Annotated in this window: 15 protein-coding genes, 1 tRNA gene and 1 pseudogene; 10 read left to right on the plus strand and 7 right to left on the minus strand. The window is 66.0% G+C overall.

Annotation, left to right across the window (positions count from 1 at the left end; genetic code table 11):
- Positions 1-294 precede the first annotated feature (294 nt).
- Complete coding sequence (locus ABFO07_RS08260) at positions 295-1,209, plus strand: LysR substrate-binding domain-containing protein (RefSeq protein WP_059567466.1); 915 nt, start codon at positions 295-297, stop codon at positions 1,207-1,209.
- Between the two features lie 63 nt (positions 1,210-1,272).
- The gene (locus ABFO07_RS08265) at positions 1,273-2,418 is read left to right on the plus strand and encodes an alpha-hydroxy acid oxidase (RefSeq protein ID WP_059879021.1); all 1,146 of its coding nucleotides are present in this window, start codon (positions 1,273-1,275) and stop codon (positions 2,416-2,418) included.
- 406 nt (positions 2,419-2,824) lie between these two features.
- On the opposite strand, the gene ABFO07_RS08270 is transcribed toward ABFO07_RS08265, so the two are convergent.
- Both ABFO07_RS08270 and ABFO07_RS08275 read right to left on the minus strand, forming a co-directional pair.
- Positions 2,825-3,421, minus strand: a complete 597-nt coding sequence (locus ABFO07_RS08270; protein WP_347468621.1) for a hypothetical protein — start codon at positions 3,419-3,421, stop codon at positions 2,825-2,827.
- Between the two features lie 149 nt (positions 3,422-3,570).
- Positions 3,571-4,374, minus strand: coding sequence for an inositol monophosphatase family protein (locus ABFO07_RS08275; protein WP_059567453.1), 804 nt, complete (start codon positions 4,372-4,374; stop codon positions 3,571-3,573).
- 280 nt (positions 4,375-4,654) lie between these two features.
- Here ABFO07_RS08275 and ABFO07_RS08280 point away from each other — a divergent pair, with 280 nt between their 5' ends.
- Together ABFO07_RS08280 and cysE are read left to right on the plus strand one after the other, a co-directional pair.
- Complete coding sequence (locus tag ABFO07_RS08280; RefSeq protein ID WP_059809846.1) at positions 4,655-5,467, plus strand: RNA methyltransferase; 813 nt, start codon at positions 4,655-4,657, stop codon at positions 5,465-5,467.
- 166 nt (positions 5,468-5,633) lie between these two features.
- A complete protein-coding gene (gene cysE / locus ABFO07_RS08285; protein WP_059908622.1) occupies positions 5,634-6,407 on the plus strand; it encodes a serine O-acetyltransferase in 774 nt (257 codons plus the stop codon).
- A 73-nt stretch (positions 6,408-6,480) separates the two neighbouring features.
- Here the strand turns inward: cysE and ABFO07_RS08290 are convergent, their stop codons facing one another.
- The 4 genes from ABFO07_RS08290 to ABFO07_RS08305 all read right to left on the minus strand — a co-directional run bounded on the left by ABFO07_RS08290 (position 6,481) and on the right by ABFO07_RS08305 (position 9,226).
- Positions 6,481-7,284, minus strand: coding sequence for a UDP-2,3-diacylglucosamine diphosphatase (locus ABFO07_RS08290; RefSeq protein WP_059567449.1), 804 nt, complete (start codon positions 7,282-7,284; stop codon positions 6,481-6,483).
- A 23-nt stretch (positions 7,285-7,307) separates the two neighbouring features.
- Positions 7,308-7,799: a peptidylprolyl isomerase gene (locus tag ABFO07_RS08295; RefSeq protein ID WP_059567447.1), complete on the minus strand. Its 492-nt coding sequence runs from the start codon at positions 7,797-7,799 to the stop codon at positions 7,308-7,310.
- 88 nt (positions 7,800-7,887) lie between these two features.
- On the minus strand, positions 7,888-8,463 hold the full coding sequence (locus tag ABFO07_RS08300) for a peptidylprolyl isomerase (RefSeq protein ID WP_059567445.1): 576 nt from the start codon (positions 8,461-8,463) through the stop codon (positions 7,888-7,890).
- 40 nt (positions 8,464-8,503) lie between these two features.
- Positions 8,504-9,226 carry a tetratricopeptide repeat protein gene (locus ABFO07_RS08305; RefSeq protein WP_081059766.1) on the minus strand — a complete coding sequence of 241 codons (723 nt, stop codon included), beginning with the start codon at positions 9,224-9,226 and terminating at the stop codon, positions 8,504-8,506.
- Positions 9,227-9,460: 234 nt separating this feature from the next.
- Between ABFO07_RS08305 and cysS the strand changes: the two genes are divergently transcribed.
- The 4 genes from cysS (at position 9,461) to tilS (ending at position 14,313) form a co-directional block, all read left to right on the plus strand.
- Positions 9,461-10,858: a cysteine--tRNA ligase gene (gene cysS / locus ABFO07_RS08310; protein ID WP_059567442.1), complete on the plus strand. Its 1,398-nt coding sequence runs from the start codon at positions 9,461-9,463 to the stop codon at positions 10,856-10,858.
- 43 nt (positions 10,859-10,901) lie between these two features.
- Positions 10,902-11,783, plus strand: a complete 882-nt coding sequence (locus ABFO07_RS08315; protein WP_059809667.1) for a DNA-3-methyladenine glycosylase family protein — start codon at positions 10,902-10,904, stop codon at positions 11,781-11,783.
- Positions 11,784-11,885: 102 nt separating this feature from the next.
- A complete protein-coding gene (locus ABFO07_RS08320) occupies positions 11,886-12,857 on the plus strand; it encodes an acetyl-CoA carboxylase carboxyltransferase subunit alpha (protein ID WP_059567437.1) in 972 nt (323 codons plus the stop codon).
- Positions 12,858-12,906: 49 nt separating this feature from the next.
- Positions 12,907-14,313, plus strand: a complete 1,407-nt coding sequence (tilS, locus tag ABFO07_RS08325; protein WP_347468622.1) for a tRNA lysidine(34) synthetase TilS — start codon at positions 12,907-12,909, stop codon at positions 14,311-14,313.
- A gap of 113 nt (positions 14,314-14,426) precedes the next feature.
- Here tilS and ABFO07_RS08330 read toward each other — a convergent pair.
- Positions 14,427-14,670, minus strand: a pseudogene (locus tag ABFO07_RS08330) (hypothetical protein).
- Here ABFO07_RS08330 and ABFO07_RS08335 point away from each other — a divergent pair.
- Together ABFO07_RS08335 and ABFO07_RS08340 are read left to right on the plus strand one after the other, a co-directional pair.
- Entirely contained in the window at positions 14,653-15,903 is a 1,251-nt protein-coding gene (locus ABFO07_RS08335) for an aspartate kinase (RefSeq protein WP_059567433.1), read from the plus strand. The pseudogene ABFO07_RS08330 and the gene ABFO07_RS08335 overlap by 18 nt on opposite strands.
- Positions 15,904-16,016: 113 nt before the next feature.
- Positions 16,017-16,110, plus strand: a tRNA-Ser gene (locus ABFO07_RS08340).
- The last annotated feature ends 29 nt before the right edge of the window (positions 16,111-16,139 follow it).

The raw sequence follows: 16,139 nt of genomic DNA on the forward strand, positions 1-16,139 counted from the left end.
GTTCGGCGTGTTTCGCGTCGGTGGAGGTGCCGATCGAAGCGATTAGTTGTCCGCGATGGCGAGAGACAGCTAGAGGCCGCTAGAGGCCGCGAATGGACGTACGCTGCGGGGAGCGAATGGCCGAACTCCGCCCTGATCCAGTCGCCTCCTGCGCGATGTGGCCGCCGGGAATCAGCTGTCTCGCAATATCTTGCGTGGCGACAGCCGGTGCGTGGAAGTTGGCATGCCGCATTCACGGGCTGGGGCATGCATCGTGACGAGGCCTGCGCGCGCCCATTCCATTAGAATCTCCGAATGAACGCTTCACGTCTCCGACTCCCTTCTCTCGATGGCCTGCTAGCCTTCGAGGCGGCTGCGCGCCACGGCGCTTTCGAACGGGCGGCGGATGAACTTTGCGTGACCGGTAGCGCCATAGCCAAGCGCGTAGCGGCCGTGGAGCAATTGCTGGGCGTGCAATTGCTCGTGCGCAACGGAAAGTCGTTGACATTGACATCCGCCGGCATCGAGTACCTGGATCAGGTGCGAGGTCCGCTGCGCTTGCTCGCCGCAGTGCCGCTGCACCAGAAACATGGCAAGCGAAAGGAACGACTGCGCGTTTGCTCGCCCCCAACATTCGCGCGGCAGATCATCATGCCTCGCCTTGAAGCGTTCACGGCCGTGCATCCCGAGCTGGAATTCGAGATTGTGCTCGCTGCACCCAACGCGGATAGCCCGGCGCCTGATTCCGATATCTGGATTCGCGGGGGCGACCCGGTCATCATCGGTGGAACGGTGCTGATGCTCGATTGCATCACGCCGTTGGCTGCACCCTCGTTGCTGCGACGACACGGGCCTATGCGCGAACCCTCCGACCTTGCTTCCATGCCCTTGCTGCGTACCCCGCTGGAACATTGGATGCCGTGGTTCCACGTCGCGAATCTCGATTGGCCGGAGCCGCCCCACGGCCCGAAATTGATGGACCTTGGACTTCTTCTGGAGGCTGCGGCGAGCGGCCAGGGCGTCGCGCTCGGTAGCCCCGCGCTGGCGCGCCACTGGCTCACGACCGGCACACTCGTTCCTGTGTTTCCTCTGATAGTGTGCCCCGGCACGCCTTATTGCCTGATGTCGCATTCGCCAGAAGGGGCAACCGGGGCGTTTGCGCGATGGCTCGTCGAAATCTGTCAGCAAGCGGTGCAGCAGGCATCGGAATTTCTTTCGCGACAGGCATGACGATATTTCCGCCAGCGAAACAGTTGAGATCGGTAGCATCGGTTGCACCTTTTGGAGCGACCCATGCCCGTCCCGATTACCTGCATTGAAGATCTTCGCTTGCTGGCGAAACAACGCGTTCCGCGTATGTTCTATGACTATGTTGACGTAGGGTCTTACACGGAGTCGACATATCGGGCCAACGAAGCTGATTTCCAGGCTATCAAGCTACGGCAGCGTGTGGGCATCGATATTGAAACTCGGTCACTGAGCACGACGATGGCGGGGCACAGTGTCGCGATGCCGATTGCGCTGGCACCGACCGGCCTGACCGGGATGCTGCGAGCCGACGGAGAGATTCTGGCGGCACGAGCGGCACAGCGATTCGGTGTGCCATTCACGTTGTCGACGATGAGCATCTGTTCGATCGAGGACGTGGCAGAAAACGCACCGGGACCATTCTGGTTCCAGCTCTATATGATGCGTGACCGCATCTTTATGGAGCATCTGATCGAGCGCGCGAGGAGCGCGGGTTGCTCGGCACTCGTGCTGACGCTGGATCTCCAGATCGGCGGCCAGCGCCACAAAGACATCAAGAACGGCTTGTCCACACCGCCGCGCATTACGCTGCCGAACTTGCTGAATATGGCTAGCAAGCCGCAGTGGTGTTTTCAGATGGCGCGCACCCGGCGCCGCCATTTTGGCAATATCGTCGGACACGTCGAGGGCGTGAGTGACATGTCTTCTCTCGATTCGTGGACGCAAGATCAGTTCGATCCGACTCTCAGCTGGGCGGACGTCGCGTGGGTGCGAAAGCGCTGGGATAAGACACTGATCCTCAAGGGCGTACTGGATCCAGTCGATGCGCGGCTTGCGGCCGATGCAGGTGCGGATGCCATTGTGGTATCGAATCACGGGGGCCGTCAGCTTGATGGCGCGCTATCGTCGATCAAAGCGTTGCCTGCCGTCGTCGATGCCGCTGGAAACCACGTTGAAGTGTGGCTCGACGGAGGCATTCGGAGCGGGCAGGATGTGTTAAAGGCGTTGGCACTCGGGGCACGCGGCACGATGATCGGACGTGCTTTTCTCTATGGTCTCGCAGCGATGGGCGAAGAAGGTGTAGGGAAGTGTCTCGACATCATTGCGCGCGAACTCGATACCTCGATGGCACTGTGCGGGTATACGGATATCAAGGCCGTGGACGCAGACATTCTGGCAACACGATACTAGCGCGTACGCGGGATGCTGGCCGTCAACGCGTCTGGGCGCGCGGACCTGCTTCGCGGACTGTGTCGCCGCCAGCGACCGGAACCGATTGCACTCTGGACATTCAAGTTTCTCGTGGCGATGACTGGGTTCGGGCGGTAACGGTCATACCCCAAGAGGGCGAGCGTAGGTTTTTGCGCAGGTTTGTGTGCTAGGCCTTGTCAGATAAGGCGCAGGTACTGCTGCATCATCGGCGTATGGCCGGCGAGGGCATCGGTCGGCATGGTGCTCATCGGTCTGGCGTGAAGTTTCTTTGGTGCCCGAGCTTATCAGCGGGCTCGACTTGGCAGCGCGATATTCGCCTTTTGGCCGGTGGGCGCGGCGCTGGCGCGTGACTCCACAGGCGGGGCGGCACGGCCATCGGCGATGCTCACGCACCCGACAGCACTCGCCGCCGAACGATCATCAGCATGCACACGCCGACCGATGCGGCGATGTTGACGATCGGATAAAACGCGACCGCCACGCTCCACGTTCGCAGGGCCAGCACGGCCAGTGCATATTTGACGACGCACAGTGCGAAATACACGAGGCTTTCGCTCCACGGATCGCGGAACGTCTTGCGGACGGTCGGGCCGAGTCCGGCCAGTTCGATCAGCGTGACGAGGCAGATCGAGGCGGTCGGATCCTTGGTCAGGACCCAGACGGGGATGGCCGAAAGGGCAGCGCCGAGAAACACCCAATCGGATAGGGTCCAGCCGCGCTCGCCTCGAAAGATGCTGGCGACGAAGGTCAGAAAGCACGTCGCGGCGATTGCCGCCGTGCACCACGCGGAGGGGCCCGCACCGGCGGCCCATTGGCCGGCCGCGGCGATCGCCGTGACGGCGGACCAGATCAGCCATGTGAACAGATGGGGACGCACGGCGCGCCTGAAAATCGCCAGTCCGTACGGAATGGCCGCCAAAAGAGACACAGCCGAGCCGACGACGCCAAAGATCGAAGCTGCCCCTTGATCGATGTTCATCATTAGGGTGTCCTCTTTTACGGCGACGGGTATGGGGCCTGCGGTTCGAACCCTCTCGCACGTCATCGCGCGATTCGACGAGCCGGAAAAAACAACGGCCCGAGCCGCGCGGAGCGGACTCGGGCCGTCGGTGCGTCCCACGCGCGGCGGCGTTATTCCGCTGCCGGATGCACGCGGCTGTAGCGGTTCAGGATCGGGATCATCTGCGCGTAGACCTTCGGGTTCGCCGCGACGATCTCGTGACGATGCAGGAAGTCGGCGTCGCCCATGTAGTTGCCGACGAGGCCGCCGGCCTCGGTGATCAGCAGGCTGCCCGCAGCCATGTCCCACACGTTGATGCCCTGCTCGAAGAAGCCGTCGAGGCGGCCTGCCGCGACGTTCGCGAGGTCGAGCGCGGCGGCGCCCGGACGGCGCAGGCCCGTGCACGCCTGGGTCATTTCGGTGAAGAGGCGCGCGTATGCGTCAAGGCCGTCCTTCTCGCGGAACGGGAAGCCCGTGCCGATCAGCGATTCCGACAGGCGGTCGCGGCGGCCGACGCGGATGCGGCGGTCGTTCAGGTACGCGCCGCGGCCGCGCGTGGCGGTGAACAGGTCGTTCTTGTTCGGATCGTAGACGACGGCCTGCGTGACGACGCCCTTGTGCGCGAGCGCGATCGACACGCAGTAGTACGGGAAGCCGTGGATGAAGTTGGTCGTGCCGTCGAGCGGATCGATGATCCACTGGAATTCGGATTCGTTCTCGGATTCGCCCGATTCTTCCGCGAGGATCGCGTGATCGGGGTAGGCGGTCTTCAGCGTCTCGATGATCGCGTCTTCGGCGGCCTTGTCCACTTCGGTGACGAAGTCGTTTTGCTGCTTCTTGCGGATCTCGATCATGTCGAGATCGAGGGACGCGCGGTTGATGATCTGTCCGGCGCGGCGCGCAGCCTTGACAGCGATGTTGAGCATGGGATGCATGAGCCTGGATCCTGTAGCCGGCGGCAACAAGCCGCCACGAAAGTGGAACAACCCGCCCGGCGCGCAGGGTGCCGGAACGAGATGAGACGCGAATTGACAAAGAGCGGGGACAACCCGCGCCGCTGCAGGTGCGGCGCGTATAAAGGCATGATTTTACCCGACTTTCGCCCCGATTAGGCAGCCTGCATGCGGGGAAACCCCACTGGCCGTCCGGACGGGTGGGCTTGCCGGGGCGTTGGCGATACCATACGGCCATTCTGGTGAAACGAGTCGTATGGTGTTGGAAACCTTGCAGAACCTTGCCGCGTCGGACGCGGCACAGCCAACCGGGCCGCTCAGCGGCGGCTTTACGTCAACCCGCTTCGTGCTCGTCGAGCCGAGCCATCCCGGCAACGTCGGGGCGGCCGCGCGTGCGCTGAAGACGATGGGCTTTTCGCGGCTCGTGCTGGTCGCGCCGCGCGTGCCGCACGTGCAGAGCGACCCCGACGCGATCGCGATGGCGAGCGGGGCGGACGACGTGCTGGCGTCCGCTCACGTCGTGCCGACGCTGGGCGACGCGCTGTCGGGCGTGCACTGGTCGATCGCGCTGACCGCGCGATCGCGCGAATACGGCCCGCCGCGCCTTGCGCCGCGCGCAGCGGCCGAGCAGGCGCGCCGGCAGGTCGGCACGGGCGATATCGCGCTCGTGTTCGGCAACGAGCGCACCGGCCTGTCGAACGAGCACGTCGAGCAGTGCCGCGCGCTCGCGCATATCCCGGCGAACCCGGCCTACAGTTCGCTGAATCTCGCCCAGGCGGTGCAGGTGCTGGCCTATGAGCTGCGCATCGCATTTCTCGAGCAGGCCAGCGCGCCGGCGCAACTGCCGGAAGCCGGCACGCTCGCGCAGAGCGACGAGATCGAGCGGATGTACGTGCACCTCGAGAACGCGTTGATCGCGCTCGATTTTCTCGACCCGCGCAATCCGAAGAAGCTGATGCCGCGGCTGCGGCGCCTGTTTGCGCGCACGGGGCTGGAGCGGGAGGAAGTGAACATCCTGCGCGGCATCGCGAAGCACATCCTGCTGAAGTCGCGCACGCCGGAAGGCGACGCCTGACGCGCCGCGGCGCGAATACCCGCGCCGTCGGCGGGGTGAACACGCGACGCCGTGCGGGCGGGCGCGACTCGCCCTACAATCGCCGAGCGTCATATACAAATCAGCCGGCGTAATAAGCGCCGGCCATCGCCGGCGGTGCGCGCCGGCCCTTTTCCCAGATCAGATCATGTTCACGAGACTTCGCGAAGACGTTGCGACGATACGCGAGCGGGATCCCGCCGCTCGCAGTGCCTGGGAAGTGCTGACCTGTTATCCGGGGCTGCATGCGCTCGTGCTGCACCGTTTCGCGCATGCATGCTGGCGCGCGAAGCGGTACTGGGTCGCGCGCTTCGCGTCGCAGGTCGGCCGGTTCCTGACCGGCATCGAGATCCACCCGGGCGCGACGGTCGGCCGGCGCGTATTCATCGACCACGGGATGGGCGTCGTGATCGGCGAGACGGCGATCGTCGGCGACGATTGCACGATCTACCAGGGCGTGACGCTCGGCGGCACGTCGCTCACGCGCGGCGCGAAGCGTCACCCGACGCTCGAGGCCGGCGTGATCGTCGGCGCGGGCGCGAAGGTGCTCGGCGGGTTCACGGTGGGCGCGGGCGCGAAGATCGGCTCGAACGCGGTGGTCGTGAAGCCGGTGCCGGCAGGCGGCACGGCCGTCGGCAACCCGGCGCGCGTGGTGATGCCGGCGCAGCCGAAGCCGCAGCCCGAGCGTGCGGCGTTCTGCGCATACGGCATCACGCCGAACGCGGACGATCCGATGTCGCTCGCGATCCATGGGCTGATCGATCATGCGGCGAAGGAAACCCGGCGCGTCGACGAAATCGTCGCGGCGCTCGAGCAACTGGGCACCCATCTCGAATCGCTGCAGGGCGCCGACGCGGCGCGGCTCGACTTGCGCCGCCTGTCGGCGGTGCTGGAAGGCAAGGTGGTCGAGCGCCAGTCGTAGGATGATCGGGGCGGCCGCCGTTCTGGCGGCGGCCCGCCCGCGGTCGCGGGGGCGGCCGACGGCCGGTCGGCCGTCAGTCGAGCGGCAGCGCGCGGATACCGTCCGCGTCGACGCGCAGATAGCCGCCGCGCGGTGGCGCGCCGTGATCGAGATCCCAGTCCGGCAGCACCCAGCGCACGCCGCCCGGTTCGAGGTGGCGCGCGGGGCGATGCGTATGGCCGTGGATCATCACGCTCGCACGGCTTTTCCTGAACAGCGCGGCGACGCCTTCACGCGTGACGTCGTAGATCGGCGAAGCGGGGCGCATGCGGCCGGCTTCGCTGTTCGCGCGCATGCGCTGCGCGAGCGTGCGGCGCCAGCGAAACGGCCACGCGAGAAACAGCCACTGCACGAAGTGGTTGCGCGCGAAGCGCCGGAACATCTGATAGCCGCGATCGGCCGTGCATTGCGCGTCGCCGTGCGCGAGCACGATGCGCTGGCCGAACGCCATGATCAGCGCCGGATCGGGCAGCAGCATCGCGCCGGCCGCCTTCATGAAGCGCCTGCCGAGCAGGAAGTCGCGGTTGCCGTGCATCACGTACAGCGCGATGCCGCGCTCCGAGAACGTGTGCAGCAATGCGGCCATGCGCGCGGCGAACGGATCGTCGTCGAGCACGTCGTCGCCGATCCAGTATTCGAACAGGTCGCCGAGGATGAACACCGAATCGGCGCTGTCCGCCGTGTATCGCACGAAATGCTCGAACGCGGCGACCGTCTTCGGAATCGCCTCGCTCAGGTGCAGGTCGGACAGGAACAGGAACGGGCGTGCGGCCTGCGCGTATTCGCGCTCGCCCGGCACGCCCGCGGAGACGCTTCGCGGCGGAGTCTCCTGCAGCATCGAAGTGCCTCCGTCGCCGGCCGTCAGACGACGACTGCCTTCTCGATCACGACGTCGTCGGTCGGGACGTCCTGATGGAAGCCGGCATTGCCCGTCTTCACGGCCTTGATCTTGTCGACCACGTCCTGGCCTTCGACGACCTTGCCGAACACCGCGTAGCCCCAGCCCTGCGGCGTCGGCGACGAGTGGTTCAGGAAGTCGTTGTCGTTCACATTGATGAAGAACTGGGCGGTCGCCGAGTGCGGATCGTTGGTGCGCGCCATCGCGATCGTGTACGTGTCGTTCTTCAGGCCGTTGTTCGCCTCGTTGTCGATCGGCGCGTCCGTCGGCTTTTGCTTCAGGCCCGGCTCGAAGCCGCCGCCCTGGATCATGAAGCCGTTGATCACGCGGTGGAACACCGTGCCGTCGTAGTGGCCCTTCTTCACGTAGTTCAGGAAGTTCTCGACCGTCTTCGGTGCTTTCGCGGCGTCGAGTTCGAGCTTGATCACGCCGTGGTTCGTGTGCAGTTCAACCATGATGAATTCCTTCGATAGGGCGGTTTAAATGGCACGCGGCCGGTCGTGCGACGCGGCCGCGTGAGGTGCCGGAACGGGTCCGGCCGGGTTATTTCGAAACGATGCTCGCCGATTCGATCAGGATGGCCTGCTCCGGCACGTCGCGCATCGGGCCGCGCACGGTCGTCGGCGCCGCTTCGATCTTCTTCACGACGTCGAGGCCCGACACGACCTTGCCGAACACCGCGTAGCCGTTGCCGTCCGGGTTCGGGTAATCGAGGCCGGTGTTGTCCACTGTATTGATGAAGAACTGCGCGGTGGCCGAATTCGGGTCGCTCGTGCGCGCCATCGCGATCGTGCCGGTCGCGTTCTTCAGACCATTGCGGCTCTCGAGCGGGATCGGCGCGCGCGTCGGCTTCTCGTCGAAGTTCGCCTTGTAGCCGCCGCCCTGGATCATGAAGCCCTTGATCACGCGATGGAAGATCGTGCCGTTGTACTGGCCCGCCTTCACGTAGTCGAGGAAGTTGGCGACCGTCTTCGGCGCCTTCTCCGGATACAGCTCGACGCGGATGTCGCCCTGCGAGGTCTTCAGTTGCACGACAGGGTGTGCGGTGGCCGTTTGCGCGAACGCGGGCGCGGTCGCGAGCAGGGCGGCGCCGCCAAGCGCCAGCAACAGACGTTTCATTGCGATCCTCTGGTTGGGTGGGTGAAGTGCTGCGCGCCGCTTACTGCGCCGGCGCGACGTAGGGGGCGGCCATCGCGCCGGACGGGCCGCCGAACTGGAACGTCGGCGACAGCGGCAGCGTGGTGGTGGTCACGTTCGCGGCCGCGCGCTCGGAATACGCGCGCGTCGACGGCGCGGCGGCGCGGCTGCCGGGCGCGGGTTTCGGCGGCGTGATGATCTTCTGCAGATCGGCGAGGCGCTGCGCGGTCGGGCCGCTCGTGCGGCCGAGCGATTGCGCGCGCTTGTACGATTCGGCCGCGAGGCGCAGGTACAGGTCGCCGAGGTTCTCGTACGCGAGCGTGTAGCTCGGGTTCGACTGCGTGGCGGTGACGAGCGCGGCGCGCGCCTCGTCGTAGCGGCCGTGCTTCGCGTAGAGTGCCGCGAGGTTGTTGTACGGCTCGGGCAGTTCGGGGTAGGCCTGGGTGATCGCGACGAACTGCTGGATCGCGTCGTCGTCGCGGTTCAGGCGGGCGAGCACGGTGCCGCGCTTGAATTGCGCCTGCACGTCGTGCGGGCTCGCGGCGATGCGCGCGTCGAGCTGCGCGAGCGCCTGTTTCCACTGCTTGCCGGCGATCGACGAGTCGATCTCGGGCGTGCCGTCGGCGGTGGACGGGGCCTTCTGCGCGAAGGCCGCGGCGGCCGGCAGAAGCGTCAGCGCGGCGCCCATGACGGCGGTCGCAACGAGGGTCGCAGCGCTCTGCGCACGGCCGCGAGGAGATTTCATAGGCGTAAATCGGAATGTTATACTCCGAGCCATTCTAACAAAACGTCTGCGCGTTCCGGCGAGCCGCAGGCAGTCTTTCTTTTTGCCTCTCGTGGCCGTCACCGCTGTGCTTGCAGCCTGACCGCCCCATGTGATACGAGGACGCGCGGCACGACGCCGCGGCGGCGGTTCGATCGTGTCGCATGCTGGGCGAGCATCGCCAGGGCGGTTTCCTTCGGCTCACGGTTCATCTCTATGGAATCACTGCGCATCTACAACACGCTCGCGCGTGACAAGCAAGTCTTCGTGCCGCGCCAGCCCGGCGAGGTGCGGATGTACGTATGCGGGATCACCGTCTACGACTATTGTCACGTGGGCCATGCGCGCATGATGGTCGTGTTCGACCTGGTGCAGCGCTGGCTGCGCGCGATCGGCTACCGGGTCACGTATGTGCGCAACATCACCGACATCGACGACAAGATCATCCGCCGCGCGGTCGAGAACGGCGAGACGATCCGCTCGCTGACCGACCGTTTCATCGCCGCGATGCACGAGGATGTCGATGCGCTCGGCGTCGAGCGTCCGGACATCGAGCCGCGTGCGACGCAGTTCATTCCGCAGATGCTCGGGATGATCGAGACGCTCGAGGCAAACGGTTACGCGTATCAGGCGGCCGACGGCGACGTCAATTATTCGGTGCGCAAGTTCGCGAACTACGGGAAGCTGTCCGGCAAGTCGCTCGACGACCTGCGCGCCGGCGAGCGCGTCGCCGCGAACGACGCGAAGGAAGATCCGCTCGACTTCGTGCTGTGGAAGCGCGCGAAGCCGGAGGAGCCGGCCGACACGTCGTGGGAATCGAAGTACGGCGCGGGCCGGCCCGGCTGGCACATCGAATGTTCGGCGATGGGCTGCACGCTGCTCGGCGATCATTTCGACATTCACGGCGGCGGCCAGGATTTACAGTTCCCGCACCACGAGAACGAGATCGCGCAGAGCGAAGGCGCGACCGGCGTGACATTCGTCAATTACTGGATGCACAACGGCTTCGTGCAGGTCGACAGCGAGAAGATGTCGAAATCGCTCGGCAACTTCTTTACGATCCGCGAGGTGCTCGAGAAGTACGATGCCGAAGTGATGCGCTTCTTCATCACGCGCACGCATTACCGGTCGCCGCTCAACTACAGCGACGTGCATCTCGACGATGCGCGCGCGTCGCTGACGCGGCTCTATACCGCACTGAAGGACGTGACGCCCGACGCGGCCGCGCTCGACTGGAACGAGCCGCACGCACAGCGCTTCGCGGCTGCGATGAACGACGACTTCAACTCGTCGCTCGCCGTGTCGGTGCTGTTCGAGCTGGCGGGCGAGGTGAACCGCACGCGCGACGCGGCGCTGGCGCGCCAGCTGAAGCATCTGGGTGGATTGTTGGGATTGCTCGGCCGCGAGCCGCGCGCATTCCTGCAGCAGGCGGCGGGTGCCGCGCAGGAAGGCGGGCTGTCGGCCGACGAGATCGAAGCGAGGATCGCCGCGCGCGGCGCGGCGAAACAAGCAAAGGACTATGCCGAAGCGGACCGGATCCGGGCGGAACTGCTCGATGCGGGTATCGCGCTTGAAGACAAACCGGGCGGATCGACCGAATGGCGTCGCGTATGAGCGCGGTGCGTTCCACTGACCGATTCGTCAGGTAGGAGGCAAGATGGCAACGGCCAGAAAAGCGCCGGTCAAGCGCGCGACGCCTGTCGCTACGCGTCCGGCAGCCAAGCGCGCGCTTGCGGCAAAGGCGGACGCGAAACGCGCCGCGCCGAACGGCGCGCTCAACGGTCAGGCGCAGCCGGCGCGGGTGAAGGTCGTCGACGCGGTGCAGGTCGACGGCGCCGTGCCGGCAGTCGATGTCGCGGGCCGCAAGGCGCGCGCGTCCGACACGATCGCGCCGGCGGAGATCGACGGCGTCGACGTCGTCGTGCGCCCCGCATACTGGGACAAGGCGTGCGCCGATCTCGTCAAGCGCGACCGCATCCTGAAGAAGCTGATCCCGAAGTTCGGCCCCGCGCATCTCGTCAAGCGCGGCGATCCGTTCGTCACGCTCGCGCGCTCGGTGGTGGGCCAGCAGATCTCGGTGGCGTCCGCGCAATCGGTGTGGGCGCGCATCGAGGCGGCCTGCCCGAAGCTCGCGCCGCAGCAGGTGATCAAGCTCGGCGCGGACAAGCTGATCGCGTGCGGGTTGTCGAAGCGCAAGACCGAATACATCCTCGATCTCGCGCAGCACTTCGTGTCGGGTGCGCTGCACGTCGACAAGTGGACGTCGATGGACGACGAGGACGTGATCGCGGAACTGACGCAGATCCGCGGCATCAGCCGCTGGACCGCCGAAATGTTCCTGATCTTCAACCTGTCGCGGCCGGACGTGCTGCCGCTCGACGATCCGGGCCTGATCCGCGCGATCAGCGTCAATTATTTCAGCGGGGAGCCGGTCACGCGCAGCGAGGCGCGGGAAGTGGCGGCCAACTGGGAGCCGTGGCGCACCGTCGCAACCTGGTATATGTGGCGCAGCCTGGATTCGCAGGACGCCGAGGGCTGACCTGGGCTATCGGGTTTTAAACATCAATAGTTGAGAGCCGGTTTTGAGCGCCGCCCGCGCGGGTAGAATACGCGCTGCCGCAAGACCCAAGGATTCAAACACATGAAGACCACGTTTCTGGATTTCGAACAGCCGATCGCCGAACTCGAGGCCAAGATCGAAGAGCTGCGCTTCGTGCAGGACGACTCGGCTGTCGATATTTCGGAAGAAATCGAGCGGTTGTCGAAGAAGAGCCAGCAACTGACGAAGGACCTGTACGCGAACCTGTCGCCGTGGCAGGTCTCGCAGATCGCGCGGCATCCGCAGCGTCCGTACACGCTCGACTACATCTCGGAACTGTTTACCGACTTCCACGAGCTGCACGGAGACCGCGCGTTCGCGGACGACCTGTCGATCGTCGGCGGCCTCGCGCGCTTCGGCGGCCATCCGTGCATGGTGATCGGCCACCAGAAGGGCCGCGACACGAAGGAGCGCGCGGCGCGCAACTTCGGGATGCCGCGCCCGGAAGGCTATCGCAAGGCCGAGCGCCTGATGCGCCTCGCCGAGAAGTTCGGTTTGCCGATCTTCACGTTCGTCGATACGCCGGGCGCGTATCCGGGCATCGGCGCGGAAGAGCGCGGCCAGTCCGAGGCGATCGGTCGCAACCTGTATGTGATGGCCGAGCTGAAGACGCCGATCATCACGACGGTGATCGGCGAGGGTGGCTCGGGCGGCGCGCTCGCGATCGCGGTGGCCGATACCGTGATGATGCTGCAGTTCTCGACCTATTCGGTGATCTCGCCGGAAGGCTGCGCGTCGATCCTGTGGAAGAGCGCCGCGAAGGCGCCCGAGGCGGCCGAGGCGCTGGGCCTGACCGCGCATCGCCTGAAGGCGCTCGGCCTGATCGACAAGATCATCAACGAGCCGCTCGGCGGCGCGCACCGCGATCCGAAGGGCATGGCCGCGCTGCTGCGCCGTGCGCTCGCCGATTCGCTGCGCCAGTTCCAGGGCATGAGCATCGATGCGCTGCGCGAGCGCCGCTTCGAACGCCTGATGGCCTACGGCAAGTTCAAGGAAACCACGCCGGGCGCATGACCCGCCGCGTGCATTCATCCCGGCGCGCGCGCCCGCGCGCGTTCACATCGTGATCCCTCCGAGCGAATTCTCCGCCGACCACGTCGTCCTCGATGCGGTCGGCGTTGCACTTTCCGCGCTGCCGTCCGGCGCGCGCATCGCGGTCGCGTACAGCGGCGGGCTCGACTCGTCGGTGCTGCTCGACGCGGCCGTGCGCGTCGCGGGCGCGTCGCGCTGCATCGCGCTGCATGTGCATCACGGATTGAGCGCGAACGCCGATGCGTGGGCTGCCCACGCGGAGGCGACCGCGGCGTCGCTGGGCGTCGCGTTCGACGCGCTGCGCGTCGACGTGCCGCGCGACAGCGGCGCAGGGATCGAGGCGAGCGCGCGCGAAAGCCGTTACGCGGCGCTCGACGCGATGTGCGAACGGCACGGCGTGGACGTGCTGTGGCTCGCGCAGCACGCCGACGATCAGGCCGAAACGGTGCTGCTGCAGCTGCTGCGCGGCGCGGGCATTGCCGGCATCGCGGCGATGGCGCCACGCTACCGGCCTGCGGCGGTGCGCGTCGAGCGCGTGCGGCCGCTGCTGCGATTGCTGCGCGCGCAACTCGAGCGCTATGCGGTGCAGCGCGGGCTCGTGTGGATCGACGACGAATCGAACCTCGACACGCGCTATGCGCGCAATGCGCTGCGCATCGACGTGCTGCCGGCGCTCGCCGTGCACTTTCCCGGTTTTCGCGATGCGCTCGGCCGCGCCGCGCAGCATGCGGCATCGGCGCAGCGCCTGCTCGACGACCTGGCCGAGCTCGATTTTGCCGGCGCGGCGCGCGACGACGGGCGCGCGCTGTCGCGCGACGCGCTGGTCGCGCTCGACGATACGCGCGGCGCGAACCTGCTGCGCTTCTGGATGCGCACGCTCGGCCTGCCGGGCGCATCGGCAGCACGGCTCGCGAACATGATGCGGCAGCTCCGCGATGCGCACGACGCGCACGCGCTGCGCGTCGATCACGCGGGGCAATGCCTGCGGCTGTACCGCGGCGCCGTGTACTGGGAAGCGGGCGACAGCAGCGAGCCGGCGGATGACGGCCGCGGCACGCCGCGCCCCGACAGCGCGTGTGCGTGGAGCGGGCAGGAGGTCTGGCATCTGCCCGCGTGGCGCGGCACCTACGTATTCGCGCCGGCCGGCGCGGGCGACGCGGATGCGGTGCCCGAGACGCTGCTGCGCGCCGCGCCGCTCGTGGCGCGTGCCCGCGCGGGCGGCGAACGGATGCGCGTGGCCCCCGGCGCACCGGGCCGCACGTTGAAGAACCTGTTCCAGGAGCGCGGCGTGCCGGCATGGCAGCGCGACGTGCCGCTGCTGTTCGCGGGCGACCGGCTGCTCTATGTGCCGCGGCTCGGCGTGAACCGCGACGGCAGCGCGGCCGGCGACGGCGCGTGGCGCCGGATCGAATGGCGCCCGGACTTGCTGATCGCGTGAGCGGGCCTTGTGTGGCGGGCGATGCCGCGCCAATTTTCACTATTCGGTAAACAGCGGCGGAACGCGCGCCAGCGCGGCCTTCGGCTTGTCAAGCGGGCGTCGATCGGGTACGCTCAGTTGTTTGCTCGGCTCGATTTTTGAGCATTTTGTGCAGGTTTTCCGCGTGACGTACCCGGTTTGCGCGGCCTGATCGGCCTTCCGGGCAAAATCCGTCACGCTTGCGTGTTGCGTCCCAGCCGTCCCTCTCGTCGTCCGTCCACAGCCACAAGCCGCGTGACCGAACGGCAACGCGGCCTGTCCAGCGCGCCCGTGCGGTCTCTCCTCCAGTTCAGAACGACAATGGCACTCATCGTACATAAATACGGCGGCACTTCGATGGGCTCGGTCGAGCGCATCAAGAACGTCGCGAAACGCGTTGCAAAATGGCATCAGGCCGGGCACCAGATGGTGGTCGTGCCTTCGGCGATGTCCGGCGAAACCAACCGTCTGCTCGGTCTTGCGAAAGAGATTTCGAGCCAGCCGAGCCCGCGTGAGCTCGACATGATCGCGTCGACCGGCGAGCAGGTCAGCGTCGGCCTGCTGTCGATCGCGCTGCAGGAGATCGGCGTCGAGGCCGTGAGCTATGCCGGCTGGCAAGTGCCGATCAAGACCGACAGCGCATTCACGAAAGCGCGCATCCACTCGATCGACGACGAGCGCGTGAAGGCGGATCTCGACGCAGGCAAGGTCGTGATCATCACGGGCTTCCAGGGCGTCGACCCGGACGGTCACATCACGACGCTCGGCCGCGGCGGCTCGGACACGTCGGCCGTGGCGGTCGCGGCCGCGCTGAGCGCCGAGGAGTGCCTGATCTACACGGACGTCGACGGCGTCTACACGACCGACCCGCGCGTCGTCGAGGAGGCGCGCCGCCTCGATCGCGTGACGTTCGAGGAGATGCTGGAAATGGCGAGCCTCGGCTCGAAGGTCCTGCAGATCCGCTCGGTCGAATTCGCCGGCAAATACCAGGTGAAGACGCGCGTGCTGTCGAGCCTGACCGATCCGATGATTGCGCTCGACGAGGAAATGCGCTCGGGCACCCTGATTACTTTTGAAGAAGACGAGACCATGGAAAAGGCAGTCATTTCCGGCATCGCGTTCCAGCGCGACGAAGCACGCATTGCGGTGATGGGCGTGCCCGACAAGCCGGGCATCGCGTATCAGATCCTCGGCCCGGTCGCCGACGCGAACGTCGACGTCGACATGATCATCCAGAACCAGAGCGTCGAGGGCAAGACGGACTTCACGTTCACGGTCGGCCGCGGCGACTACCAGAAGGCGATGGACATCCTCACCAACCAGGTGAAGGGCCACGTGAACGCCGAGCAGGTGCAGGGCGACCCGAAGGTGTCGAAGGTGTCGGTCGTCGGCGTCGGCATGCGTTCGCACGTCGGTGTCGCGAGCAAGATGTTCCGCACGCTGTCGGAAGAGGGCATCAACATCCAGATGATCTCGACGTCCGAAATCAAGATTTCGGTGCTGATCGACGAAAAATACATGGAGCTGGCCGTCCGCGCGCTGCACAAGGCATTCGAACTCGACCAGGCATGATGAAATTTTCGTGATGCGTTGAAGAAAATGCATCACGGAAATTGACGCGCAGTTCGAAACCCTATATTATTTCGTTCTCGTCGCACTGCCTCCCTGGTGCGAGCGAAAGTTTGGGAGACGTGGCCGAGAGGTCGAAGGCACTCCCCTGCTAAGGGAGCATCTGGGCCAAAACCTGGATCGAGGGTTCGAATCCCTCCGTCTCCGCCAGAAATGGCGGAACAAGCCCCGCAAGTTCT

This window comes from Burkholderia stagnalis (assembly GCF_039848545.1).
Taxonomy (GTDB): domain Bacteria; phylum Pseudomonadota; class Gammaproteobacteria; order Burkholderiales; family Burkholderiaceae; genus Burkholderia; species Burkholderia stagnalis.